At 71.4% G+C, this 23,436-nt stretch carries 21 protein-coding genes; 8 read left to right on the top strand and 13 right to left on the bottom strand.

The genetic code is table 11. The features are described 5' to 3' along the window. Positions 1 to 12: 12 nt before the first annotated feature. Both recX and recA read right to left on the bottom strand, forming a co-directional pair. A complete protein-coding gene (recX, locus tag ACIRHA_RS14135) occupies positions 13 to 795 on the bottom strand; it encodes a recombination regulator RecX (RefSeq protein ID WP_403844327.1) in 783 nt (260 codons plus the stop codon). A 6-nt stretch (positions 796 to 801) separates the two neighbouring features. Continuing rightward, positions 802 to 1,923: a recombinase RecA gene (gene recA, locus ACIRHA_RS14140; RefSeq protein WP_403844329.1), complete on the bottom strand. Its 1,122-nt coding sequence runs from the start codon at positions 1,921 to 1,923 to the stop codon at positions 802 to 804. Between the two features lie 244 nt (positions 1,924 to 2,167). Between recA and ACIRHA_RS14145 the strand changes: the two genes are divergently transcribed. After that, positions 2,168 to 3,082, top strand: coding sequence for an aminoglycoside phosphotransferase family protein (locus ACIRHA_RS14145; RefSeq protein WP_403844331.1), 915 nt, complete (start codon positions 2,168 to 2,170; stop codon positions 3,080 to 3,082). An 82-nt stretch (positions 3,083 to 3,164) separates the two neighbouring features. Continuing rightward, entirely contained in the window at positions 3,165 to 3,929 is a 765-nt protein-coding gene (locus ACIRHA_RS14150; protein ID WP_403844334.1) for a hypothetical protein, read from the top strand. Positions 3,930 to 3,935: 6 nt separating this feature from the next. On the opposite strand, the gene ACIRHA_RS14155 is transcribed toward ACIRHA_RS14150, so the two are convergent. Both ACIRHA_RS14155 and ACIRHA_RS14160 read right to left on the bottom strand, forming a co-directional pair. After that, positions 3,936 to 5,171, bottom strand: coding sequence for an AI-2E family transporter (locus tag ACIRHA_RS14155; protein ID WP_403844336.1), 1,236 nt, complete (start codon positions 5,169 to 5,171; stop codon positions 3,936 to 3,938). A 57-nt stretch (positions 5,172 to 5,228) separates the two neighbouring features. Further along, the gene (locus ACIRHA_RS14160; RefSeq protein ID WP_403844339.1) at positions 5,229 to 5,423 is read right to left on the bottom strand and encodes a DUF3046 domain-containing protein; all 195 of its coding nucleotides are present in this window, start codon (positions 5,421 to 5,423) and stop codon (positions 5,229 to 5,231) included. Positions 5,424 to 5,502: 79 nt separating this feature from the next. Here ACIRHA_RS14160 and ACIRHA_RS14165 point away from each other — a divergent pair, with 79 nt between their 5' ends. Continuing rightward, positions 5,503 to 6,453 (top strand): hypothetical protein, encoded by a 951-nt coding sequence (locus tag ACIRHA_RS14165; RefSeq protein WP_403844341.1) that lies wholly within the window; start codon positions 5,503 to 5,505, stop codon positions 6,451 to 6,453. 45 nt (positions 6,454 to 6,498) lie between these two features. Here the strand turns inward: ACIRHA_RS14165 and ACIRHA_RS14170 are convergent, their stop codons facing one another. Continuing rightward, positions 6,499 to 7,677 carry a PucR family transcriptional regulator gene (locus tag ACIRHA_RS14170; RefSeq protein ID WP_403844344.1) on the bottom strand — a complete coding sequence of 393 codons (1,179 nt, stop codon included), beginning with the start codon at positions 7,675 to 7,677 and terminating at the stop codon, positions 6,499 to 6,501. Positions 7,678 to 7,833: 156 nt separating this feature from the next. Here ACIRHA_RS14170 and ACIRHA_RS14175 point away from each other — a divergent pair, with 156 nt between their 5' ends. Both ACIRHA_RS14175 and ACIRHA_RS14180 read left to right on the top strand, forming a co-directional pair. Then, a complete protein-coding gene (locus ACIRHA_RS14175) occupies positions 7,834 to 9,237 on the top strand; it encodes an alkyl sulfatase dimerization domain-containing protein (RefSeq protein WP_403844347.1) in 1,404 nt (467 codons plus the stop codon). Continuing rightward, complete coding sequence (locus ACIRHA_RS14180) at positions 9,237 to 10,526, top strand: MFS transporter (RefSeq protein WP_403844350.1); 1,290 nt, start codon at positions 9,237 to 9,239, stop codon at positions 10,524 to 10,526. Before ACIRHA_RS14175 ends, ACIRHA_RS14180 begins: the two co-directional genes overlap by 1 nt. On the opposite strand, the gene ACIRHA_RS14185 is transcribed toward ACIRHA_RS14180, so the two are convergent. Genes ACIRHA_RS14185 through ACIRHA_RS14195 form a run of 3 tightly spaced genes read right to left on the bottom strand, consistent with a single transcriptional unit; the run spans position 10,516 to position 12,472 of the window. Then, positions 10,516 to 10,824: an AzlD domain-containing protein gene (locus ACIRHA_RS14185; RefSeq protein WP_403844352.1), complete on the bottom strand. Its 309-nt coding sequence runs from the start codon at positions 10,822 to 10,824 to the stop codon at positions 10,516 to 10,518. The two genes, ACIRHA_RS14180 and ACIRHA_RS14185, sit on opposite strands and share 11 nt — an antisense overlap. After that, on the bottom strand, positions 10,821 to 11,573 hold the full coding sequence (locus tag ACIRHA_RS14190) for an AzlC family ABC transporter permease (RefSeq protein ID WP_403844515.1): 753 nt from the start codon (positions 11,571 to 11,573) through the stop codon (positions 10,821 to 10,823). The genes ACIRHA_RS14185 and ACIRHA_RS14190 overlap by 4 nt, the downstream gene beginning before the upstream one ends. Next, positions 11,522 to 12,472 carry an AraC family ligand binding domain-containing protein gene (locus ACIRHA_RS14195; RefSeq protein ID WP_403844355.1) on the bottom strand — a complete coding sequence of 317 codons (951 nt, stop codon included), beginning with the start codon at positions 12,470 to 12,472 and terminating at the stop codon, positions 11,522 to 11,524. Before ACIRHA_RS14195 ends, ACIRHA_RS14190 begins: the two co-directional genes overlap by 52 nt. Positions 12,473 to 12,559: 87 nt before the next feature. On the opposite strand from ACIRHA_RS14195, the gene ACIRHA_RS14200 reads away from it, so the two are divergent. From ACIRHA_RS14200 to ACIRHA_RS14210, 3 genes are all read left to right on the top strand, one after another. Continuing rightward, positions 12,560 to 17,395, top strand: a complete 4,836-nt coding sequence (locus ACIRHA_RS14200; protein ID WP_403844357.1) for an ATP-dependent helicase — start codon at positions 12,560 to 12,562, stop codon at positions 17,393 to 17,395. A 45-nt stretch (positions 17,396 to 17,440) separates the two neighbouring features. Continuing rightward, positions 17,441 to 18,247, top strand: a complete 807-nt coding sequence (locus ACIRHA_RS14205) for an Fpg/Nei family DNA glycosylase (protein WP_403844359.1) — start codon at positions 17,441 to 17,443, stop codon at positions 18,245 to 18,247. A gap of 103 nt (positions 18,248 to 18,350) precedes the next feature. Further along, positions 18,351 to 19,127, top strand: coding sequence for an SDR family NAD(P)-dependent oxidoreductase (locus tag ACIRHA_RS14210; protein ID WP_403844360.1), 777 nt, complete (start codon positions 18,351 to 18,353; stop codon positions 19,125 to 19,127). 406 nt (positions 19,128 to 19,533) lie between these two features. On the opposite strand, the gene ACIRHA_RS14215 is transcribed toward ACIRHA_RS14210, so the two are convergent. The 5 genes from ACIRHA_RS14215 to rimO all read right to left on the bottom strand — a co-directional run bounded on the left by ACIRHA_RS14215 (position 19,534) and on the right by rimO (position 23,388). Next, complete coding sequence (locus ACIRHA_RS14215) at positions 19,534 to 20,007, bottom strand: Dps family protein (RefSeq protein ID WP_403844362.1); 474 nt, start codon at positions 20,005 to 20,007, stop codon at positions 19,534 to 19,536. Positions 20,008 to 20,182: 175 nt separating this feature from the next. After that, positions 20,183 to 20,563, bottom strand: a complete 381-nt coding sequence (locus ACIRHA_RS14220) for a helix-turn-helix domain-containing protein (protein ID WP_188336490.1) — start codon at positions 20,561 to 20,563, stop codon at positions 20,183 to 20,185. Positions 20,564 to 20,672: 109 nt separating this feature from the next. Further along, positions 20,673 to 21,242 carry a CinA family protein gene (locus tag ACIRHA_RS14225; RefSeq protein ID WP_403844365.1) on the bottom strand — a complete coding sequence of 190 codons (570 nt, stop codon included), beginning with the start codon at positions 21,240 to 21,242 and terminating at the stop codon, positions 20,673 to 20,675. Beyond that, positions 21,239 to 21,919 (bottom strand): CDP-diacylglycerol--glycerol-3-phosphate 3-phosphatidyltransferase, encoded by a 681-nt coding sequence (gene pgsA / locus ACIRHA_RS14230; protein ID WP_403844367.1) that lies wholly within the window; start codon positions 21,917 to 21,919, stop codon positions 21,239 to 21,241. The genes ACIRHA_RS14225 and pgsA overlap by 4 nt, the downstream gene beginning before the upstream one ends. Then, a complete protein-coding gene (gene rimO / locus ACIRHA_RS14235; protein WP_403844369.1) occupies positions 21,916 to 23,388 on the bottom strand; it encodes a 30S ribosomal protein S12 methylthiotransferase RimO in 1,473 nt (490 codons plus the stop codon). Before rimO ends, pgsA begins: the two co-directional genes overlap by 4 nt. Between the last annotated feature and the right edge of the window lie 48 nt (positions 23,389 to 23,436).

The raw sequence follows: 23,436 nt of genomic DNA on the forward strand, positions 1-23,436 counted from the left end.
CCGGCCGAGTCTTTACTCCCCGAACTCCAAGTCCTCGGTTTCCTCCCCCTCTTCCTCCAACACCTGCCGCACCACTCGTAGCGCCATGCCCTCCGGATACCCCTTGCGGGCGAGCATCCCCGCGAGGCGGCGCAGCCTCTTGTCGCGGTCAAGACCTCGCGTGGAACGGAGCTTGCGTGCGACGAGTTCGCGCGCGGTCTCCTCCTCCCGCTCGGAGTCGAGCTGCCCGACCGCCTCGTCGATCACCGTCGAGTCCACGCCCTTGGTCCGCAGCTCACGGGCGAGAGCGCGGCGAGCAAGTCCCCGGCCGTGGTGCCGCGACTCCACCCACGCGTCCGCGAAGGCGCTGTCGTTGATCAGCCCCACCTCTTCGAACCGGCTCAGCACCTCCTCCGCCACGTCCTCGGGGATCTCACGCTTACGCAGCGCGTCGGCCAACTGCTTGCGCGTGCGCGGAGTCCCGGTGAGCAGACGCAGACAGATGTTCCGCGCCCGCTCAGCCGGGTCTCCTGACGGCGCCCCCCGCTCGGCCCTCGACGAGTCAGGGGGGCCGTCGTCCTGTGCGGCGCCGGACGGATCCCCGAATCCACCCCGGCGCCGACGCCCACGCGGCTCGGCCCCGCCCCGCTTGCGTCCACCACGGCGCGGCCCGCCCGCCGCACCGCTCCCCGCTTCGACGCCATCCCCGGCCTCGCCGTACGCCATGTCGTCGTACGCCCCGCCGCCCCCGCTCCCCCGGCCCTCGGGAACGGCGAAGCGTACGTCGTCATCGGCCCAGTCGGTTCGTCGTGTCACGGCGGACTAGCTCTTGGCCGCCGCGGCCTTGGACTTGGCCGCCTTGGGCGCGGGAACCGTCTTGGCCGCGTCCTCGGCAGGGACGGCCGTCTCCGCCGCGTCCGCGCTCGGCTCGCTGCCCGGCTCCTCCGGACGGACACCGACGCCCAGCTTCTCCTTGATCTTCTTCTCGATCTCGTTGGCCAGGTCGGGGTTGTCCTTCAGGAAGTTGCGCGCGTTCTCCTTGCCCTGTCCGAGCTGATCGCCCTCGTACGTGTACCAGGCGCCGGCCTTGCGGACGAAGCCATGGTCCACACCCATGTCGATCAGGCCGCCCTCACGGGAGATGCCGTGCCCGTAGAGGATGTCGAACTCGGCCTGCTTGAAGGGCGGCGCGACCTTGTTCTTGACGACCTTGCAGCGAGTGCGGTTACCGACCGCGTCCGTGCCGTCCTTCAGGGTCTCGATACGGCGGATGTCGATACGCACCGAGGCGTAGAACTTCAGCGCGCGGCCACCGGTCGTGGTCTCCGGCGAGCCGAACATGACGCCGATCTTCTCGCGCAGCTGGTTAATGAAGATCGCGGTGGTCTTCGACTGGTTGAGCGCGCTGGTGATCTTCCGGAGCGCCTGGCTCATCAGACGGGCCTGCAGACCCACGTGCGAGTCGCCCATCTCGCCCTCGATCTCCGCGCGCGGCACGAGCGCGGCGACGGAGTCGATGACGATCAGGTCGAGGGCGCCGGAGCGGACCAGCATGTCGACGATCTCGAGAGCCTGCTCGCCGTTGTCCGGCTGGGACAGGATCAGGTTGTCGATGTCGACGCCGAGCTTCTTGGCGTACTCGGGGTCGAGCGCGTGCTCGGCGTCCACGAAGGCGACCTGGCCGCCGGCCTTCTGTGCGTTGGCCACAGCGTGCAGGGTCAGGGTCGTCTTACCGGAGGCTTCCGGCCCGTACACCTCCACCACGCGGCCACGCGGAATGCCGCCGACGCCGAGCGCGACGTCGAGCGCGGTCGACCCGGTGGGGATGACCTCGATGGGCTCATTCGGCCGCTCGCCCATGCGCATCACTGCGCCCTTGCCGAATTGCCGTTCAATTTGCGCGAGCGCGGCGTCGAGCGCCTTCTCGCGGTCGGTTCCTGCCATGGGTTCCACCCGGTTTGCTTGAGTCGATCGCTTCACGCCAAAGACGCTAACGCCTGCCACTGACAATCGGCCTCGACGCCTGTCTCGCCTGTGGATAACTCGAGGCTCCTCGCCCGGCCACCTTCCCCGAATCCCTTGGAAACACTGGGGAGAAGTGGCTCTGGACACTCCATAAGAATGGATGTTCGATTTCGGTGTCAAGCGCACCACGCGGGTCGGTGCGCCTCGACTACCGTGGCTCCGCATGACCCACACAGCGATCGAGATCACCCCAGAGCTGGTCCAGAAGCTGCTCCAGGAACAGCATCCCGATCTGGCCGATCGCCCCGTGAGACTCGGCGCCCGCGGATGGGACAACCAGCTGTGGCGGCTCGGCGACGATCTCGCCGTCCGGTTGCCCTGGGCCACCGACTCCGCGGACGCGCTACTGCGCAAAGAGCACGCCTGGCTCCCCGCCCTCGCCCCGCGGCTCCCCTTGCCCGTGCCCGTCCCCCAGCGCCTCGGTGAGCCCTCCGAGCGGTTTCCCCGCCCCTGGATCGTCACCACCTGGGTCCCGGGCTCGCCTGCCGACCGGGCCCCCGCCACCGCCGCCGAGTCGGCCGACACCCTGGCCGCCTTCCTGACCGCCCTTCACCGGCCGGCCCCCGAGGGAGCGCCGGTCGGCCGCAACCGTGGGGGCCCGCCGGCCGAGCATGCCGAGGGGTTCGCCCAGCAGCTCTCGGAGGCCACCGAGATCGGTCTGATCCCCGACCCGGACGCCGTCCGCGCGGTCTGGGAGGACGCCGCCCGTGCGCCGGAGTGGTCGGGCCCGCCGCTGTGGCTCCATGCGGACCTGCATCCGGCCAACGTCCTCACCAGGGACGACACCTTCTGCGGTGTGATCGACTTCGGTGACCTCTGCGTAGGCGATCCGGCCTGCGACCTGGCCGCCGCCTGGTTGCTGCTGCCGGACGGCGCCATTGAACGCTTCCACAGTGCCTACCGGCCGGCCCCCGACGCCGCCACTCTGCGCCGCGCCCGCGGCTGGGCCGTCATGAAGGCCCTCGTCTGCATCCTCATCGGGGACGCCGGCGACCACGGCCGCCCCGGCGGCAAACCCTCCTGGGGACCGCCCGGCCACGCCTCGCTGCGCCGCCTGGTCGCGTCGGCCGCGCGCTGACGCACGCGTACTCCCCGCGTCGTACGGCGAGTGTCTTCAGCCGGACGACGACCACAGGCGCCCGCGTGACGAGCCTTGTCCCATGGCCACTCACGCGAACCGGGCTCCAGCCCACCGACCCGCCGAGCGCATTTGCTACGCGACCGGCGCGGCCCTGGTCGCGTCCGGTCTCCTGCACCTCGTCGTCTTCGGAGTCGACGGCGGCCCGTGGAACGGGCCGGTCTCCTGGCGCAAGCCCATCACCTTCGGGCTCTCCTTCGGCCTGACCCTCATGGCCATCACCTGGGTGACCTCGTACCTCAAGGTCGGTGTCCGGGTGCGCGACACCCTGCTCGTGGTGTTCGCCGCGGACTGTGTCCTGGAGGTCGCCGGAATCACCCTTCAGGCATGGCGCAAAGTGCCCTCACACCTCGACATGGAGACCGCCTTCAACAGTGTCGTCTCCATGTCCCTCGCGGTGGGCGGCGGCATCCTGGTGGCACTCCTGACGTCCTTCGCCGTCGTGTCCTTCAGGAAGCGGCCGAGCGGCCCCACAGGGATGCCCCTCGCCGTGCGCACCGGGTTCGCCGTCCTTCTGGTGGCCCTCGCGTCCGGCGCGGCGATGATCGCGCGCGGCGTCGTCCTGACGCGGACCGGGCACCAGGAGGCGGCCTACCGCTCGACGGCCGCCCTCAAGCCGCTGCACGGTGTCGGCCTGCACGCCGTGCTGGTGCTCCCCGCCCTCGCCTGGCTGATGTCGCGCACGGCCTGGAGCGACCGCCTCAAGATGCGCGTCATGTACGCGGCGGTCGGCTGCTACGTGGCCGCTGTCCTCGCGTCCGCCCTCTGGGCGGCCGTCACGTACTGAGCCGGCCTACCGGTCACCGGAATGCGGCTCGTTCGGTTCCTTCACGATGCGCCGCATCCGTGCCAGAAGTGACGCCCCGCGTCTGCGATGCCCGTGCACGCGCGGGTCGTCGGTGACGTCGTAGCGCTTCACGTACGCCACCAGGAACGCCTGCAGCGTCGCGACGGCCGGAATCGAGATCAGGGCACCGACCGCTCCCAGAAGCGCGGTGCCCGCGATGACCGAACCGAAGGCGACCGCCGGGTGGATGTCCACGGTCTTCGCAGTCAGCTTCGGCTGCAGCACGTAGTTCTCGAACTGCTGGTACACGACTACGAAGACGAACACCCACAGCGCGTACCAGGGGTCCACCGTGAAGGCGATCAGCATCGGCAGGGCGCCCGCCAGATACGTGCCGATGGTCGGGATGAACTGCGAGACGAGCCCCACCCACACAGCGAGCACGGGCGCGTACGGGACGCCGAGCGCCGCGAGCAGGATGTAGTGCGCGATTCCGGAGATCAGCGCCATGAGGCCACGTGAGTAGAGATACCCGCCGGTCTTGTCGACGGCGATCTCCCAGGCGCGCAGCACCTCGGCCTGCTTGGCGGGCGGCAGGACCGAGCACAGCGCACGCCGCAGGCGCGGGCCGTCGGCGGCGAAGTAGAACGAGAACAGCAGGACCGTCAGGAGCTGGAACAGCCCGCCGAGCACCTGCGTGGAGACGTCAAGGACGCCGGTGGCGCTGTTCTGCACGTACCTCTGGAGCCAGTCCGAGTGCAGCACACTGTCCTGCACCTCGACCCTGCTGAGTTCGGTGTGGAACGTCTCGTTGACCCAGCTGATCAGCTGGTCGAGGTACTTCGGGAAGTCATCGAACATGTCCACGATCTGACCCGCGAGCATCGACCCCATGAGCACGACGAAGCCCGCGCTCACGATCATCACCGCGAGGAACACGAGGAACGTGGCGAAGCCCCGGCGCAGCCCGCGCGCCGACATCCTGCTGACCGCGGGCTCCACTGCGAGCGCCAGGAAGAACGCGATCAGCACATTGGTCAGCAGCCCGATCAGCTGGTGGAAGGCCCAGTAGCCCAGCTGGAAGCAGGCGATGAAGGCCAGGGCGAGCACCATGGCGCGCGGCAGCCAGCGCGGCATCCGCTCACGCGGAGTCGGCGCAGGGCCCGGCGGCCGCTCGGGCGGCGTCGTGCCGGGCGGCGCAGCGTCGTCCGCCACCTGGAAGGTTTCGTCTGTCGGTGCCACGCTGCCAGTCTCGCCCACGCCGCCGACAATCGTCGGCCGCCCCCGTTCCGTCACCCTTCAGCGCTTCCCGTCCGGTACGTCCATCGCTGTGCACACGACACGCCAGACGTCCTTGGCTTCCCAGCCCGCGTCGAGCGCCTGGTGGACGGTTCGCCCGCCGAGTCCCGCCATCACATGATCACTCGCAAACGTGTCGGCGTAACCGGATCCGAAGTGATCCATCATTCGCTGCCAGAAAACCGTCAACCGCATGCGTCCAGTATCCCGCCCCTGAGAGTGCAGCCGTGCTCGGGAGGCTTGTCGAGAACGCTTTCCGTCCTACGGTCGGTGCATGGCCGAAACCGGAGCTTCCCCACTCCCCCCGTCGCCCCCGGCACGCTCCCCGCTCTCCCGTGCCGAGACATTCATCTGGTTGACCGCACGCGTCCTTGAACAGCGCCGCTTCGCCTATCACTTCCTGGACGGCTCCCCCACGGCGGCCGACGCCGTCGAGGCGGCACTGACCGCGTACCGCAACGATGACGAGGGCTTCGGACACGCACTCGAACCGGACCTGCGCGGGCCGGTCAGCCAGCCCTTGCACACCGGGCACGCGCTGCGCGTCCTCGACTCGATCGGTCGATGCTCGGGTCAGCGTGTGGAGCGGGTGTGCCGCTACCTGACAGCCGTCTCCACCCCGGAAGGCGCGCTCCCGGCGGTCTACCCCAGCCAACGCGGCTACCCCTGCGCCCCGTTCGTCCCGGTGGTGGACGATCCGCCGAGTGAGCTGCTGGCCACCGGGCCCGTCGTCGGCCTGCTGCACCGCAACGAGGTGTGGCACGCCTGGCTGTTCCGGGCCACCGACTTCTGCTGGTCGGCCGTCGAGTCCCTGAAGACGTCCCACCCGTACGAGGTCCAGGCCGCGGTCGCCTTCCTGGACAGCGCACCCGACCGCCCGCGCGCCCGGGTCGCAGCCGACCGGCTCGGCCGTCTCGTGCGCGAACAGCGGCTCGCGGTGCTCGATCCGGAGCGCAGAGAGGACTACCCGGTCGCTCCCGGCTACGCCCCCGACGAGCACCACTTTCCGTACGACTTCGCCAAGGCGCCCGAGTCGCTGGCCCGCTCCTGGTTCACCGATGAGGAGATGGCCAGTTCGCTCGACCATCTGGTGAGCGAGCAACAGGAGGATGGTGGTTGGCCGATCAATTGGCGACAGTGGGCGCCGACGATCGCCATGGAGGCACGTCCCATGGTGACCATCGACGCACTGCGCACGCTGCGCGCTTACGGACGTCCCTTGTAGTGCCGCCGTTGTCGTGCCGCGGCCCTCTGTAGTACCGCGTTCCCCTCAGTGATCCGCGTCGCGCAGGAGCAGCGCCGCGATGGCCAGAGCCGAGCCGCGCGGTGAGGACAGTTCGATGCCGGTCCACTCGGCGATCTTCGCCAACCGGTTGTCGACCGTGTTCGGGTGCAGTCCGAGCGCCTCCGCGGTGGCCCTGCGGTCCTGTTGGTGGGTCAGATGCGTGCGGAGCGTCTCCAGGAGCCCGGGCCGCTCGGCGACCGGGTCGAGAAGGGCGGCGATGAGGTGGCTGCTCTCGTTCCGCCGGGAGAGGTGGTACTCGAGCAGGACGTCGTCGAGGCGGTGCAGGCCCGGCGGCAGGCCGCACACACGCGTGATGCGCAGGACCTCGGTCGCGGTGCGGGCCGCGTCGGGTATGAGCTCGGGGCCGCCCGCCCGCACCACGGCCACCCGTACGGGCAGACCGCTCGCCCGGCTCAGATGGTGCGGCAGGTCGTCGGGCGGAGGGCAGTCCTTCGGGACGACGACCCGTCCCCCGACGCCGTCCAGGAGGGTGAGCACAGGCGCACCGAAGGTGCGGTCCAGAACGCTCTGCATGCGGCGCAGCCGGCGGCGTACCGCGACGGGCCCCTCCGAGGGAGCCGCGTCCGTGCCGAGTGCGAGCACGTGGGCGGGCCCCGTGAGCCGTAGCTGGTCGAGGAGCACGTGTCCGGGCGGGAGCATCCCGTCGAGCAGCCCGCGCACCAACGACCGCTGCTGCGCGTGCTGTTCGGCCTCAAGGGCGGACCGTTCGTCCAGGTACGTCTCGGCGACCGAGCCGACGACTCCGGGCTGCGCCCGCAGCAGGAGGTCGACGAGTTCGACGAGTGCCGCCTCGTCGCCGGGCTCCGCCGCTTCGCGCAGGGCCCGCCACAGGACGTAGGAGCCAAGCGCGTGCGTGCGCAGCAGGAGGTGCAGCGGCATGCCCTCCTCAGCGCGCTGAGCGGCCCTCTCGCGGAACAGCCGGTGGCTTCCGGGCTGCTGCGTGTCCGGGTCTCCGACGTGGCGCAGGAACAGCCGTACGCCGTAGCGCGCGGTCGCCGCGACCTCCAGGTCCTTCACGTCGTCCGGCAGTTCCGCGTAGCCGGGAAGTTCCTCGAAGGCCTCCCTGGCCATGCGCCGCGCCAGTTCGTTCACGCGCGGCTCGCAGCGGGCGGCGAGAGAACGCGCTTCCGGGGACAACGGCACGGGACCTCCACCGATATCGGCTACAGGGTGCCCCATTGTGACGCGTCACAGCACTGAGACAACCGGGATGTGACGCCAAGCGCTGTTCCGGGCCTTCTCGTGCGCCTTGACTCGGGGAACGCCGCAGGATCGCCCTTACCCGAAGGAGCCGCAGCCATGACCGAGCACAACACCGCGCCGGAGACGACCTCTCGGAAGCCGGTGGACTACGCCGCCTACGCGGACCGGGTCTGGCAGGGATCCGAGACGCTGCTTCCGCACCTCTCGGGGTCCTACACGTCGGACGAGCTGGTGCGGCTGAGCCCACGGGTGGGCTTCTTCCCCGCCTTCGCCAACGTGGCCGTCTTCGACACCGGTGACGGTGCGGTGCTCGTCGATTCGGGCGACTTCCGTACTGCGGCGCAACTGCACACGGCGGTCAAGGGGTTCGGGGCCGGCCCGGTGCGCTCCGTGGTCTACACACACGGGCACGTGGATCATGTCTTCGGAGTGTTCCCCTTCGACCAGGAGGCGGAGAAGACCGGCGGCGCACGCCCCGAGGTGGTGGCGCACGAGGCCGTGTCCGCCCGCTTCGACCGCTACATACAGACCGCCGGCTACAACTCGTGGATCAACCGTCGGCAGTTCGGCGTGCCCTCCTTGGAGTGGCCCACCACGTACCGCTACCCGGACACCGTCTACCAGGACCGGCTGACGTTCCGCCGCGGCGAGCTGACCTTCGAACTCGTCCACGCGCGCGGGGAGACCGACGACCACACCTACGTATGGGTGCCGGAACTCAAGGCCCTGTGCACGGGCGATCTGTTCATCTGGAACACACCGAACGCCGGCAACCCGCAGAAGGTGCAGCGCTACCCCGAGGACTGGGCGCGGGCCCTGCGCTCCATGCAGGAGCTGGGCGCGGAGCTGCTGCTGCCGGGGCACGGCGTGCCCATCATGGGCGTCGAACGCGTGAACCGCGCCCTGGATGACACCGCACGCTTCCTGGAGTCGCTCTGCGAGCAGACGCGGGAGCTGATGAACGCGGGCCACCGGCTCGACACGGTCATCCACGAGGTGAAGGTCCCCGAGGAGCTCCTGTCCCGCCCATACCTCCACCCCGCCTATGACGAGCCGGAGTTCGTCGTCCGGAACCTGTGGCGCCTGTGGGGCGGCTGGTACGACCAGAACCCTGCCCACCTCAAGCCCGCCCCGGAGGCGGCCGTCGCGACCGAGTACGCGCGCGCTGCGGGCGGCGCCGTGGCACTGGCCGAGCGAGCACGGGAGTTGCTCGCGGCGGGCGACGCACGGCTCGCTTCCCACCTGGCGGAGACGGCGGCCCTGGCGGCCCCCACGGATCCCGAAGTGGCACGCACGCGTGCCGAGGTGTACGCGCGGCGGGCGGGCAAGGAGACCTCGACGATGGCGCGCGGGGTGTTCTCCTGGGCGTCCGCCGAGTCCGCCGCGGTGGCCGAAGGCACGGACGTGGCCACGGAATTGACGCGTTCGCCCGAGGGGCGCAAGCGCGCCGAAGGCTCGATCAGCGTCGGCGTGGTCGACGACGAGGGCGGATGCTGCTGATGCGCGGAGCATGGCGCACCACATGGCTGCTGCTCGCCTTCATGGTGGTGAACTTCGCGGACAAGGCGGTCCTGGGGCTCGCGGGTCCCGAGATCCGGGCGGACTTCGGCATCACCCGCCAGGAGTTCGGCACCGCACAGTCAGCGTTCTTCGCGCTGTTCTCGGTCGCGGCTCTCGGCGTCTCGGCCCTCACGAAGCGGGTGCGTACGACGCCGTTGCTCCTGGGGCTCGCCCTGCTGTGGTCGGCGGCGCAGCTGCCGATGCTGTGGGGCGCGGCAGGCTTCGGCGCGCTGGTAGCCACGCGCGTCCTTCTGGGCGCCGCCGAGGGGCCGGCGTCGCCGGTCGCGATGCATCACGTGCACGGCTGGTTTCCGCAGCGCGAGCGGGCGCTGCCGACCGCGCTGCTGCTCGTCGGTGCCGCGGCCGGGGTCGCGGTGGCCGCGCCCGCACTGAGCTGGGTGATCACCCACTGGGGCTGGCGCTGGTCGTTCGGCGCGGTGGGCCTGGTCGGCCTTGTGTGGGCGGCGGTGTGGCTCCTGTGGGGCAAGGAGGGCCCCCTGGCCCCACACGTCGGCAAGGAGGCGGGACAGGCGCCACAGGACAGTCTCACGGTGCCGCTGCGCCGTGTCCTGTTGTCGCCCACATTCCTGACCGCGGCCTTCGGTTCGTTCGCCGCGTACTGGTCGATGAGTGCGACGCTTACGTGGGCGCCGGACTACATGGAGAACGTCATGGGTTGGGATCTGCACCAGGCGAGCACCATGGTCGGCGCGGGCGCCGTCGCTCACGGTGTCATCCTCCTGGCGCACGGCCTGCTCGCCCGGCGCTCGGCCCTGAAGGGCACGCCTCCCCGCCTCCCGGTCGGCGCGGGTGCCGGCCTCCTGGTCGCGGTCTCGGGCTGCGCGACCGCGTTGTTCGGCCTGTCCGACTCACAGGCCGTGAAGGTACCGATGATGCTGGGGCCGATGGCACTCGCCATGGTGATGCTCACGGTCGCGGCGACAGCCTGCTCCCGTATCGCGCCCCCGGTCCAACGAGGCACGGTCCTGGGCGTATTGACGTGCGTATACGCCCTCGGGGGCATCGTCTCGCCGCTCGTCCTGGGGCGCTTGGTGGACGGCGCCGCCACCGTGTCGGCGGGCTATGAGCACGGCTGGCTGCTGACCGCGGCCCTCCTGATGACGGGCGGTGTCCTCGCGGCCGTCTTCTGCCGCCCCGAGCGCACAGCGGGGCAGCTCGGCGTCCCTGAGACCCCGGCCGCCCGCCCCACGCACCAGGTCACCCCGTAAGGGCCCGCACCCCCGCGGTGACCACCACGGCCACCGCGACCACCAGCAGGAACGGGGCCCGCAGTACGAGCGCGACGGCGGCCGCGGCGAGCCCGGCCGCCCTGGCGTCGAGGACAAGCACGCGCGCGTCCGCGAATGTCTGCTGGGCCGTGAGGGCGGCCAGCAGAGCGACCGGGAGCAGTGCCGAGAGCCGCTTCACCACGGGCCGTTCCAGGGCGCCCGCGGGCACCAGCAGACCGATCAGTTTCACGACGTAGCAGCCGACCGCAGTGACCGCGATGGCGATCCAGACGTTCAACGGTCCTCTCCTTGTGGTGCGTTGGACGCTGCGGCACGGCGACGCCCCTCTACGTAGAGCGCGGCCGGGGCCGCCAGAGCGGCCACGAGCACCGGCACCCCGGCCGGCAGCACGGGAAGCAGGCCGAGCATCAGGACCACAGCGAAGGCGGCGACGGCCCGCTCCGTGGTGGACTTCAGCATCGGCGCGAGCAGCGCCAGGAACACCGCGGGCCCTGCCGCGTCGAGCCCCCACGCGTCGGTGTCACCGATGGCCGAGGCGCCCAGGGCGCCGAGCAGCGTAGTGAGGTTCCACAGCACGTACAGGGTCAGTCCGGTAACGGTGAAACCGAGCCGCACGCTGCGCCGCGTCGGCTGCGCCAACGCGACGGCCGATGTCTCGTCGATGACCCAGTGCGCGGCGAACGGCCGCACCGCGCGCGGGAGGGCGAGCAGCTGGGACAGGCGCAGTCCGTAGAACGCGTTGCGCACGCCCAGGAAGAACGCCCCCGCGGCGGCGGTGAGCGGGTTGCCGCCGGCCGCGAGCGCCCCGACGAGCGCGAACTGCGATGCCCCCGTGAAGACCAGAAGGCTGAGCGCGCAGGTCTGCAGCACGCTGAGCCCGCTCCCCGCCGAGGTCACTCCAAAGGCGAATCCGGAAAGGCCTACCGCGACGCCGACCCCGAGCGCGTCACGGACGACGGCGGAGTCCGGCTTCCCTACCGCGCCGACCTGCCCGGGCTCGGGAGGCTCGGCCTCTGCTCTACGTATGTCGGTGGATGTTGTCTTGTCTGCCACACCTCGCACGGTACGAGGAGGGACGGGCCCTGTTCTTGTACGTTCTTGCGCTCGCGCTGGTACGCGCCCGGCGGCACCCCGACGATCCGGGTGAAGTGCCGGTTCAGGTGCGGCTGGTCGGTGAAACCCAGGGCCACGGCGGCGTCGGCCGGCGCCGTCCCCGCCTCCAGGAGCCGTCGTGCCACGCGCACCCGCGCGTTGGTGAGCCAGGTGTGCGGCGGCATCCCGTACGTGTCGCGAAAGGCCCTCAGCAGCGCGAAGGGGCTGGTGCCGAGCTCGGCCGCGAGGGCTTCCAGGGACGGCGGGTCGGCCATACGCTCTTCGAGGAGTTCGCGCGCGCGGCCCACCGCCGTGGCCCCCGCGGACCGACGGGGTCGGGTCGTGAGGGAGGTCCCGTGGGCCCGCAGCAGTCGGGCGAGCACGACCCTGAGGAGGCTGTCGGCGGCCAGCGCGTTGCCCTGCTCCGCCGCCCTGTGCACCTCGTTGACCATCTGCGAGGCATGTGGGTCGGTGACCATCCGCTCACCGAAGACCGTGGTGCCGCGCCCCGTGCCGGTCTCCGCGGCGATCTCGGCGATGACCTCGGCCGAGGGGTAGAGCGTGGCGTACGCCCAGCCATCGGGGCCGCCCGCCCGGGCCGTGTGCGCCACTTCCGGATTGAGCATGACGACGGTTCCGGGGCCCGCGTGCAAGGTCCCGTCGGGCAGGCCGATGGCCTCGACCCCCTGCGTGACCGCGCCGATCACGAAGCCTTCGTGGCTGTGGCGCGGGAAGGTGTGCCGGACGTAGCGGGCCCGCAGCAGATCGAGGCCCGGCAGCCGCTCGTGGCGCCAGTGCCGCGCCCATTCGCCCTTCCCCGCCGTCCGTGCCATGGCCCCATTCTGCGTCAGGACCTCGCGACGAACCACCCGTTTCCGCAGGTCACCACCATTGTCAGTGGTGGGGTGCAGGATGGGGGCATGGTCAGGTCCAGGCAAGGGGCCCACAGCGCCTCGCACGCCCTCAGCGGCTTCTCCCCCGCGACCCGCGGCTGGTTCGCGGGGGCCTTCTCCGCGCCCACAGCCGCGCAGGCGGGGGCGTGGAAGGCGATCGGCGAGGGTTCGGACGTGCTGGTCGTCGCGCCCACCGGCTCGGGCAAGACACTCGCCGCGTTCCTCGCAGCGCTCGACCAGCTCGCGTCGACACCCCCGCCGGCCGACCCGAAGAAGCGCTGCCGGGTCCTGTACGTGTCCCCGCTGAAGGCCCTCGCGGTGGACGTGGAGCGCAATCTGCGCAGCCCGCTCACGGGTATCCGCCAGGAGGCCGTCCGCCTGGGGCTGCCCGAGCCCGAGGTGAAGGTCGGCATCCGCTCCGGCGACACCCCGCCCGCCGAGCGCCGCGCGCTCGCCACGCGCCCACCAGACATCCTCATCACGACGCCGGAGTCGCTGTTCCTGATGCTGACGTCGGCCACGCGCGACGCGCTGGCGGGCATCGACACGGTGATTCTGGACGAGGTGCACGCGGTGGCGGGCACCAAGCGCGGCGCCCACCTGGCCCTCTCCTTGGAGCGGCTCGACGAGCTGCTGCCCCGCCCGGCCCGCCGCATCGGCCTGTCCGCGACGGTGCGGCCGGTCGACGAGGTGGCGCGTTATCTCTCGCCGCAGCGCCGGGTGGAGGTCGTCCAGCCGGCGTCCGGCAAGGAATTCGACCTGTCGGTGGTCGTCCCGGTCGAGGACCTGGGAGAGCTGGGCGGCTCGCCGGTCGCCGACGCCGGAGGCCAGGGGGCCGAGCGCCCCTCGATCTGGCCCTCCGTGGAGGAGCGGATCACTGACCTGATCGAGGCCCATCGCTCGACGATCGTGTTCGCCAACTCCCGCCGCCTGGCCGAGCGATTGTGCAACCGTCTGAACGAGATCGCCTACGAGCGCGCCACCGGCGAGCCCCTTCCCGAGGACCACTCCCCGGCCGAGCTGATGGCGGAATCGGGCGCCGCGAAGGGCGCTCCTCCGGTCATCGCCCGTGCCCACCACGGTTCGGTCTCCAAGGAGCAGCGCGCACTGGTCGAGGAGGACCTGAAGGCGGGCCGGCTTCCCGCCGTGGTCGCCACGTCGAGTCTGGAGCTGGGCATCGACATGGGCGCGGTCGACCTCGTCGTCCAGGTGGAGTCGCCCCCGTCCGTCGCGTCGGGGCTGCAGCGCGTGGGCCGTGCGGGCCATCAGGTGGGCGCGGTTTCCACGGGGGTCGTGTTCCCGAAGTACCGCGGTGACCTGGTGCAGTCGGCGGTCGTCACCGAGCGCATGCGTACCGGCGCCATCGAATCCCTGCGTCTCCCGGCGAACCCGCTGGATGTGCTCGCGCAGCAGTTGGTCGCGATGACGGCCCTGGACACCTGGCAGGTCGACGACCTGCTGGCGCTGGCCCGCCGCGCCGCCCCGTTCGCCTCGCTGCCCGAGTCCGCGTTCACGGGCGTGCTCGACATGCTGGCGGGCCGCTACCCCTCCGACGCCTTCGCCGAGCTGCGACCGCGCGTCGTCTGGGACCGCGTCGCCGGCACCGTAACCGGCCGCCCCGGAGCGCAGCGCCTCGCCGTCACCTCCGGAGGCACGATCCCCGACCGCGGTCTCTTCGGAGTCTTCCTCGCGGGAGCCGACCCCAAGAAGGGCGGCGGCCGCGTCGGCGAGCTCGACGAGGAGATGGTCTACGAGTCCCGGGTCGGGGACGTGTTCACGCTCGGCACCAGCTCCTGGCGCATCGAGGACATCACGCGCGACCGTGTCCTCGTCTCGCCCGCCCCGGGCGTCCCCGGCCGCCTCCCCTTCTGGAAGGGAGACCAGCTGGGCCGCCCGCTCGAACTGGGCCGCGCGCTGGGCGCGTTCCTTCGCGAGGTCGGCTCTCAGAAGCCCGACGACGCGCGCGTGCGCCTCACAGCGGCGGGACTCGACGAGTGGGCCGCGAACAACGTCCTCTCGTATCTCGCCGAGCAGCGCGAGGCCTGCGGCCACATCCCCGACGACCGCACGATCGTGGTCGAGCGGTTCCGGGACGAGCTGGGCGACTGGCGGGTCGTGGTCCACTCCCCGTTCGGCGCCCAGGTGCACGCTCCGTGGGCGCTGGCACTCGGCGCCCGGCTCAGCGAGAAGTACGGCATGGACGCCCAGGTGATGCACGCCGACGACGGCATCGTGCTGCGTCTCCCGGACGCCGACCTGATGGGCCTGGACCTCCTGGACCAGGAGCCCGCCAAGCCGGGCATGGAGTACGACGACGAGCAGGCCCCCATCGGAGCGGCCGACGTCGCCTTCGACAAGGGTGACGTGGACCAGATCGTCACCGATCAGGTGGGCGGCTCCGCCCTGTTCGCCTCGCGCTTTCGCGAGTGCGCCGCCCGCGCGCTGCTGCTGCCCCGCCGCAACCCCGGCAAGCGCACCCCTCTGTGGCAGCAGCGCCAGCGCGCGTCCCAACTGCTCCAGGTCGCGAGCGAGTTCGGCTCGTTCCCCATCGTCCTGGAAGCGATCCGCGAGTGCCTCCAGGACGTCTTCGACGTACCGGGCCTCGCCGAGCTGATGGGCGACATCGAGTCCCGCAAGGTCCGCCTCGTCGAGGTCACCACCCCGGAGGCCTCCCCCTTCGCCCGCTCGCTGCTGTTCGGCTACGTGGCGCAGTTCCTGTACGAGGGCGATTCCCCGCTGGCCGAGCGCCGCGCGGCCGCGCTGTCCCTGGACTCCCGGCTGCTCGCCGAGCTCCTCGGCCAGGCCGAGCTGCGCGAACTGCTCGACGCGGAGGTCCTTGCCGACCTGGAGCAGGAGCTGCAGTGGCGCACGGAGGACCGTCGCGTCAAGGACGAGGAAGGCGTCGCGGACCTGCTGCGCATCCTCGGACCGCTCACGGACGGGGAGTTGGCCGAGCGGGGCGCCGAGCCCGGCTGGGCCGAGAGCCTGGCGGTCTCCCGGCGCGCCATCCGCGTGCGGATCGCGGGCACCGAGCACTGGGCGGCGATCGAGGATGCCGGCCGCCTCCGCGACGCCCTCGGCACGGCACTGCCGGTCGGCGTCCCCGAAGCCTTCACGGAACCGGTCAAGGATCCCCTCGGCGACCTCCTGGCCCGCTACGCCCGCACACACGGCCCGTTCACCTCCACGCAGGCGGCGGCCCGCTTCGGGCTCGGCGCCGCGGTCACGGAGGGCGCGCTCCAGCGCCTGGCCGCCAATGGCCGGGTCGTCCAGGGCGAGTTCCACCCGGCGGGCATCGGCCAGGAGTGGTGCGATGCCACGGTCCTGCGCAGGCTGCGCCGCCGTTCGCTGGCCGCGCTGCGCCATGAGCTGGAGCCGGTGCCGCCCGCGGCGCTCGCCCAGTTCCTGCCCCAGTGGCAGCACGTGGGCGGGCACGGCCTGCGCGGGGTCGACGGCCTGGTCCGCGCGGTCGAGCAGCTCCAGGGCGCCTCGGTACCCGCATCCGCCCTGGAGAAGCTCGTCCTGCCCTCCCGCGTCTCCGGCTACGCGCCCGCACTCCTCGACGAACTCACGGCGTCCGGCGAGGTCTTGTGGGCCGGAGCGGGCTCGCTGCCCGGCAAGGACGGCTGGGTCAGCCTCTACCTCGCCGACACGGCCCCGCTGCTTCTGCCGCCCCCGCACCCCTTGGAGCTCACCCCACTCCACCAAGCCGTCCTGGACGCCCTCTCCGGTGGCTACGGCCTGTTCTTCCGCCAGATCGCCGACCAGGTCCGCGCCGCCCCCCTCCCTCAAGGCCTTGAGGGCCAAAGAGGTGCCCCTTTCGAGGTCACCAATCCCCAACTGGCCGACGCCCTCTGGGAGCTGGCCTGGTCGGGTCGCCTCACGAACGACACACTCGCCCCGATGCGCGCCGTCCTCGGCTCCGGCCGCACCGCGGGCTCCACCGCACACCGGGCCCGCAGGGCCGTGCCGCGCGGCCGCTACGGAGGCCTCACCACGGGGGCCCGCCCCACGTCACGCACCGGCCCGCCCACTGTCGCGGGACGCTGGTCACTGCTGCCCGACCAGGAGCCCGACCCGACCGTGCGCGCCCACACCCTGGCCCGCACGCTCCTCGACCGTCACGGCGTGGTCACCCGGGGAGCGGTGGCCGCCGAAGGCGTCGAGGGCGGGTTCTCGGCGACGTACCGGGTGCTGTCCGTCTTCGAGGAGAGCGGCCAGGCACGGCGTGGCTACGTGGTGGAGGGGCTCGGCGCGGCCCAGTTCGCGATGGACGGCGCCGTGGACCGCCTGCGCGCGGCGGCGAACGCGCGGGAGCGCGGCGCCGCACCCCCGGATCCGTACGCCCCGGTCGACGCCCCCGCCGGCAAGGGCAGGTCCGGCACGCCCCGCGCCCTCGTCCTGGCGGCGGCCGATCCGGCCAACGCGTACGGGGCCGCTCTGCCCTGGCCCGATCCGCCCACCGGCGCGGGCCAGAAGCCCGGGCACAAGCCGGGCCGCAAGGCGGGCTCCCTGGTGGTCCTGGTCGACGGCGAGCTGACGCTCTACATGGAGCGCGGCGGCAAGACCCTCCTGGCCTGGTCCACGTCCGACCCGGCCCACGCCACCCCGGCTCCTGAAGCGGTCGGCACCACGACCGATGCCCGCACCTCGAGCCCCGCCCTCACCCCTGCCCAGCTCGCGGAGGACCCCCGCCTGCCCGCCGCGGCCCAGGCGCTCGCCGAGGCGGCCCGCTCCGGCGCCCTCGGCACCATCACGGTCGAGCGCGTCAACGCGGAGTCCGCGCTCAACTCCCCGTACGCCCCTCTCCTGGAAGGAGCCGGATTCCACGCGACACCGCGCGGCCTGCGCCTGCGCGCCTGACGGTGACGCCCACCCGAGCACCTTCGGTCGGCCTACCCTGACTCCATGCCCGAAGGAGACACGGTCGCGCAGGCGGCGAAGCGGCTGCACAGTGCCCTCGCGGGCCAGGTGCTCACCCGCTCCGACCTGCGTGTCCCCCGGTACGCCACAGCGGACCTCACCGGACGCACCGTCCTGGACGTCACTCCACGCGGCAAGCATCTGCTGACCCGGATCGAGGGCGGCCTCACCCTGCACTCGCACCTGCGGATGGACGGCTCGTGGAAGATCTACGCGCCGGGCGAGCGCTGGCGCGGCGGCCCGGCCCACCAGATCCGCGCGATCCTCGGCACCGAGACCCGCACCGCGGTCGGCTACCGGCTCCCGGTCCTGGAACTGCTGCGCACCACCGAGGAGTCCAAGGCCGTCGGCCACCTGGGTCCGGACCTCCTCGGCCCGGACTGGGACCCGGACACCGCGCTGCGCAACCTCTTCGGCGACCCCGCCCGCCCCCTCGGCGAGGCCCTCCTCGACCAGCGCAACCTCGCGGGCATCGGGAACATCTACAAGTCCGAGCTCTGCTTCCTCCTGCGCGTCACCCCGTGGCTCCCGGTCGGTGAACTGCCCGCCGGGACCGCCGACCGTCTCCCCCTCCTCGCGAAGAAGCTGCTCGAGGCCAACCGTGACCGCCCGGCCCGTGTCACCACAGGCCGTCCCCGCCCCGATGAACGCCTCTACGTCTACGGCCGCTCCCACCGCCCCTGCCTACGCTGCCGCACCCCCATCCGCACGGCCGACCAGGGCGACGGCTCCCGCGAACGCCCCACGTACTGGTGCCCGCACTGCCAACAGGGCCCTGCCCCCACCGCGTAACCGACCCCGCACACCACCCCCACGCGCCACCGCACCGCGGCCACAAAACACAACCACCGCACGGCAATTGACGGCCCGTCAGACAACCTCGTACGGTCCCTGCATGGCCCTCACCGCGTACGACCTCACCGGACGCACCGCATTCGTCACCGGCGCGGCGAGCGGCATCGGCCGCGCGTCGGCGACGCTCCTCGCACAGGCGGGAGCCACCGTCCACTGCGCCGACCGCGACGCACAGGGCCTGCACGAGACAGCGGCCCTCATCAAGGAGAGCGGCGGCACGGCCCACACCCACACCGTCGACGTGGCCGACCACTCCCAGATCGCGGAAGCCGTCGCGAGCGCGACCAGCACCTCGGGCGGACTCGACATCATGGCCGCCATCGCCGGGGTCATGCACAACAGCACGGTCCTGGAGACCCGCGAAGAGGACCTGGACCGCGTCCTCGCCATCAACTTCAAGGGCGTTCTGTACGCGTGCCAGGAAGCGGCCCGCACCATGATCGCGGCCGGCACCCGCGGCAGCATCGTCACCATGGCGTCCGGCGCGGTCGACACCGGAGGCCCGGGGCTGCTCTGTTATGGCGCAGCGAAGGCCGCCGTCGTCCAGCTCACGAAGACCCTCGCCACGGAGATCGGCTCGCACGGCATCCGCGTCAACGCGGTGGCACCGGGCTGGATCCGCACCCCGATGACGACCCGCCACGACAAGAGCGCACAGGCCCACACCGAGGCCCTGATGGTGCGCATGTCACCGCTCGGGCGGGTCGGCGAGGCAGAAGACATCGCGCACGCGGTGCTGCACCTCGCCTCGGACGCCGCGTCGTTCACGACCGGCCAGATCCTCCGCCCGAACGGGGGCGTCGCCATGCCCTGGTGACCAGCCGCCACACCCCGCCTGCGGCCTCGCGCGCGGCGCGCACGGCCCGTGTCCGCACGCGCCGCGCGCCGTGCCGCCCGGGCGCCCCGGCCACACCGGCCGCCCGCGCTTTCGGCAACGCGTGCACCGGCAGCAGGCTCAGCCCCCAGCCTCCGGCGACGAGCGCCCCTTCGAACACCCCTGAGCCCGGCGCGAAGACGAGCCGCAAGGCGCCCCACCACCACAGCACCCCGCACACGACAGCCGGCGTCCACCGGAGCATCCGCCACCCGGGCCATGCCACCGACCGTTCACCTCCGCCCGACGACCTCCGGGACCACGGACCACGCCCACGACCACAGCCAATCTGCCCCGAGCCGCCGGCGCCACGCCCATGAGATGGCGGGGCGCCGAGGCGGCGGGCCCCTCAGCCCCGGTTCTCCGCCTGGAACATCCAGTGATGCTTCTCCAGGTCGGCCGTGATCCCGATGAAGATGTCCTGGCTCACGGGGTCCGCCTCGCCGGTCGCATCCACCCGCGCACGCATCCGCGCGATCACCGCGCCGAGCGCGTCCACGAGCGTCCCCACCGCGTCCGTGTCCTTCACCCAGCCGTCGGGGGCCACTCCCACGCCACTGGTGTCCGCCACGGTCTTCGCGCGGCCGTCAGGCGGAACACCCAGCGTCGACGCCCGCTCGGCCACCGTGTCGGAGTGCTGCCGCGCGGTGTCCACGACCTCGTCGAGCTGAAGGTGCACCGACCGGAACCGCGGGCCGACCACATTCCAGTGCACCTGCTTCGCCACCAGGGACAGGTCCACGAGATCCACGAGGGCACCCTGCAGCGCCTCGCCCACGGTCTTCAGATCGGCATCGGGCAGCGGGCTCTTCACGACGTCCATACGTCACCTCCGTATCGAAACCAACATCAACCATGGCACATACGGGCGATTACGGACACATCGAACCCTGTCCGCGCTCTCGCACATCTCAAGTGCGCAGCAGAAAGCCCCGGCCGATCCTCTCGGCCGGGGCTTCCCCATGTTCAAGCTGGGCTCAGAGCGCTGAGCGCAGGCGCTACGCCGCTACGACGTCCACAGCCTCCGCAGGCGCCTTGATCGTCACGCGTTCCGGCGGGACACCGGCCACGGAGACGGAATTGAGCATCGGACGAACCGGTGCGGGCACCGGCTCCGACGGGACCGCTGCTGCCGACTCGGCCAGCTCGGCGAGAGCGAGCTCATCGCTCACTTCGCGCATCAACTCGGACATCCGTACGTCAAGCGCGTCGCAGATCGCGGAGAGCAGCTCGGAGGAAGCCTCCTTCTGCCCCCGCTCCACCTCGGAGAGATAGCCGAGCGAAACCCGGGCGGACGAGGAGACTTCGCGCAGAGTACGGCCCTGGCGCTGGCGCTGCCGACGCAGCACGTCACCCAGCAGGCGACGGAGCAGAATCATCGGTGGCTCCCTCCTCGGACCGCGTAGCCGCATCCTTCACGCCCCACCGTACCGCCTTGTGCCGCGGCCGTGCGGGGAGCGATGTCGTGTTCACTCAGGGCTGCAAACATCAAAACTCCCCGTTCTGTTCCGTATCCTGTGCCCGCGCTTTCTCCGTACGTTCGCCGGAATGCGCTCCGACCAGCTCTTCGACGAGCAGTCCGAGCACGCTCCGTACACTCTCCATACGGATTTCCGTCCGACCGCCGTTCAATCGCAGGGCGGCCACTTTGTGGCTACCAGCGAAATCCGGCGCACCTTCGGAATGATCAACTCCGGGCCCCGCCGCGGCCACGTACACGGTCCCGACCGGCTGCCCGTCCTGCGGCTCCGGTCCCGCTACGCCGGTCGTGGCGACGCCCCAGTCCGCGCCCAGCGCATCCCGCACCCCGGCCGCCATGGCGAGCGCGACCTCGGGGTGCACGGGGCCGTGCGCGGCGAGCAGGTCCGCGTCGACGCCGAGCAGCCGGTGCTTGAGCTCGGTCGCGTACGCCGTGACAGAGCCACGGAAGGCCTTGGAGGCCCCCGGTACCGCCACGAGCTCCGCGGCCACCAGGCCCCCGGTGAGCGACTCCGCGACGGCGAGGGTCTCCCCCCGCTCCGTCAACAGGCGCAGCGCCTCGACCGCCTCGTACGTCACTTCTCGGCAGCCCCCGCGGACGCCTGCGCCGCAGCCTTCGACTCGGCGAGCCCCGCGCGCCGCAGCACGACGGCCTGCCGCACATAGTCGAGCCCGGTCACCACCGTGAGCGCGACGGCGACCGCCATCACCCACCAGCGCAGCGTCGCCAGCGGCCCGGTCAGCGCCAGGATGTACATACCGACGGCCGTGCCCTGCGCCAGCGTTTTCACCTTGCCGCCGCGGCTGGCCGGAATGACCCCGTAGCGAATGACGATGAAACGCAGCAGCGTGATCCCGAGCTCGCGCCCGAGAATGACTCCGGTCACCCACCACGGAAGATCACCGAGCGACGAGAGACAGATCAGCGCGGCACCCATGATCGCTTTGTCGGCGATGGGGTCGGCGATCTTTCCGAAATCGGTGACCAAGTTGTACGAACGCGCCAAATGCCCGTCAAAGACATCCGTGATCATGGCAACGGCGAACGCCGCCCATGCCCAGGCCCGCCACGCCGGGTCGTACCCGCCGTCGGTCAGCATGAGCGCCACGAAGCCCGGCACCAGAAGGAGCCGGATCATGGTCAGGATGTTCGCGATGTTCCACAGGCTCGCCTGATGGACGGCCGCAGTACCCAGCTTGCCTCCGGACGACGGCCTGCCGGTGCCGCCCGCAGCGGACGCCGGGACTCCGGTCATCTGTCCGCCTCCTCAGCGATCTCCAACGGCTCGGCCACGAGGTCCACACCTTCGGTGCCGACCACCTTTGCCTCGACCATACGGCCGATCGTCAGACCGGCGCCGCTCGTGAGGCGCACCTGCCCGTCGGTCTCGGGTGCCTGGTGGGCACCGCGCCCGACAACACCGTCCTCCTCGTCGACGGACTCGACGAGCACCTGCACGGTCTCGCCCACGCGCTCCTCGGCGCGCTGCGACACCAGCTGCTCGGCGAGCCGGGACAGGCGCGCGAGACGCTGCGCGACGACGTCCTCGTCCAGCTTGTCCTCGTACGTCGCCGCCTCCGTGCCCTCCTCGTCGGAGTAGCCGAAGACGCCGATGGCGTCCAGGCGCGCGCCGTTCAGGAAGCGCTCCAGCTCCGCGTAGTCGGCCTCGGTCTCACCGGGGAACCCCACGATGAAGTTCGAGCGGACACCTGCCTGCGGCGCCTTGGCCCGAATGGTGTCGAGCAGCTCGAGGAACCGGTCCGTGTCACCGAAACGCCGCATCGCGCGCAGCACGCCGGGCGCCGAGTGCTGGAAGGAGAGATCGAAGTACGGGGCGACCTTGTCGGTCCCCGTCAGTACGTCGATCAGGCCCGGCCGCATCTCGGCGGGCTGCAGGTAGCTGACCCGCACCCGCTCGATCCCGTCGACCCCGGACAGCTCGGGCAGCAGCGACTCCAGAAGCCGGATGTCGCCCAGGTCCTTGCCGTACGACGTGTTGTTCTCGGAGACCAGCATGATCTCCTTGACGCCCTGCTCGGCGAGCCAGCGCGTCTCGTTCAGTACGTCGCTGGGGCGGCGCGAGATGAACGAACCACGGAACGACGGGATGGCGCAGAACGAGCACCGCCGGTCGCAGCCGGACGCCAGCTTCACGGACGCCACAGGGGTGCCACCGAGCCGGCGCCGCAGCGGGGCACGCGGCCCAGACGCGGGCGCGAGGCCCTCGGGCAGGTCGGCAGGGGGCTCCGCCGGAGCGTGCCCCGGCAGCGCGATCCCGGAGCCCGCCTCCTGGCGCTCGGCCGGGCTGATCGGCAGCAGCTTGCGGCGGTCGCGCGGGGCGTGGGCCTCCACGTTGCCCCCGGACAGGATCGTCTGGAGGCGGCCGGAGATGTCCTCGTAGTCGTCGAAACCGAGCACACCGTCGGCCTCGGGCAGCGCTTCAGCGAGTTCCTTGCCGTAGCGCTCGGCCATGCAGCCGACCGCGACCACCGCCCGCGTTCTGCCATGACCCTTGAGGTCATTGGCTTCGAGGAGGGCGTCGACGGAGTCCTTCTTCGCGGCCTCCACGAAGCCACAGGTGTTCACGACGGCGACATCGGCTGCGTCGGCGTCCTCGACGAGCTCCCAGCCGTCCGCCTCCAAGCGGCCTGCGAGCTCCTCCGAGTCCACCTCGTTACGGGCGCAGCCAAGGGTGACAAGTGCGACGGTACGGCGTTCGGGCATGGAATCAAGACTACTTCGTCCCACTGACAGCCCTCGCCGCGAGGGGTT

It is taken from the genome of Streptomyces sp. NPDC102360 (genome assembly GCF_044766085.1).
Classification (GTDB): Bacteria; Actinomycetota; Actinomycetes; order Streptomycetales; family Streptomycetaceae; genus Streptomyces.